General features: G+C 32.3%; 1 protein-coding gene. It reads left to right on the top strand.

The window, feature by feature from the left end:
- Window positions 1–361: 361 nt before the first annotated feature.
- Complete coding sequence (locus tag BpJC4_RS15755; protein ID WP_151698190.1) at window positions 362–1,270, top strand: hypothetical protein; 909 nt, start codon at window positions 362–364, stop codon at window positions 1,268–1,270.
- Window positions 1,271–1,525 lie beyond the last annotated feature (255 nt).

Genomic DNA, 1,525 nt, shown 5'->3' with positions numbered 1-1,525 from the left:
ACTTTGGAGGAAAGAATTACATTATTAAAAAGGAAAACATCACGATCATGAAAAAATAAATATTCAGATTTTGTAGAGGCATACAATTGCACATCGTATAACTAAATATGATACAAGTATTGCTTAACCATATCATATAAAATATAAACAATTGTAGGAAAATCCAGATAAGACTGAGGAAACCGTAATCACAAAGGGGTTATACATTCTATTTTTCTAATTATAAGTAGTGAGAGTGATGATTACTGCTAATTACTAAAAAAATCCTTTACAATCTTCTAATAATCGTAAAATTTCCCCTATACCATTAAAAAATCGATTAAAATAGATCGAGGTAAGTTAGAAAGGGGGAAGTTTGTGTATGGAAAACTTAAGAGAATGGGTTGAGAAACACTGTCATTTATGGGAAGAGCTTGAGGTTGACAGAAATCGATATTTTAAACCGAAAAGATTCACAATTAACATTAGAAAAGATGTGTTGGCCCATCAAATAGGTGATGAAGTTGAAAAAATTGCTACATACGTAAAGCCATCTATGAAAACAACTCCTTATGATTTTTTAAATGAACTAATTATTAGTTCACTTAAAAAGCGTGAAAAAGGAGAAGCATTACATTCTGTTGTGGAGGAGCACCTAAAAAAGTTTTCATGTTTCCTTTACTTCGTGACCGTAACAAAGAAATTTAACAAGAGTGATATACAACTTATAGAAGCATTTAAGAAAGGTGATAAAAATGAAAAACTGGAAAATATATCACGTGAAAAGGAGGATCCTAACGATAACAAATCTGTGTTGGTTGAAAAAATTGTTTATGTCGGAATAAGTACGGATCTTATCGGTAGGTACAAAGACGGACATAAGGTTACCCAAAAATTAAATGATCCGAAATGGAACAAAAACTTACATAAGAAAAAAATCTATATCGCCACTGTTGAAGTTAATGCAGATGTTGGCAGCGAACAGGGCGTTGATTTACCATTAGAGGTTCTAAAACCATATAAATTAGTTGATTCCATTCTCCATTTTCTTGAATCATTTTTTATAGCTTATTTCGGAGTGCCTGAATATAACAATAAGGATACATTTCCTAAAATTGATTTTCCTAATTGGCCTTGGATACCATTTGTCGAGGATATGAATATACCTAAATATGATAACTCAATACTATTTGGTGAAGATATTGAAATTGATGTTAATAAGAAAATAGAAATTTTAGAGCCCTCGCTTAAAGGACAAAAACTAAAAAGACAAAAAACAACCTCGTCTTAAATCTAAGACGGGGTTGTTACCCAATTCTCCGACAATCCTCCTATCCATACGCTTCAAGCGAATCAAAAGCATCCTGTTTGAATCTCTCAATGCTTTGGTTTGACCTGCGATTATGGGCATAGCGCTAATGATTGCCTTTTTTGATCTGTAGTGTAGGCTTCGTAGGTAGCAATCATTTCAACCTCGATTTCATTAAAGACATCTTTTAAATCAATTATCGACTACAGGGAATGCACCTTATCTATGGTTTATTAA

The organism is Weizmannia acidilactici, from assembly GCF_008974185.1.
In the GTDB taxonomy this organism is placed as follows: domain Bacteria; phylum Bacillota; class Bacilli; order Bacillales; family Bacillaceae_C; genus Weizmannia; species Weizmannia acidilactici.
The sequence above is the reverse complement of the archived record's forward strand: the minus strand, read 5'-3'. Positions and strand labels throughout refer to the sequence as shown.

Bases quoted from the DNA above. Each gene is read 5' to 3' on its own strand.
- BpJC4_RS15755 (WP_151698190.1), top strand. From the start codon at position 362: ATGGAAAACTTAAGAGAATGGGTTGAGAAACACTGTCATTTATGGGAA.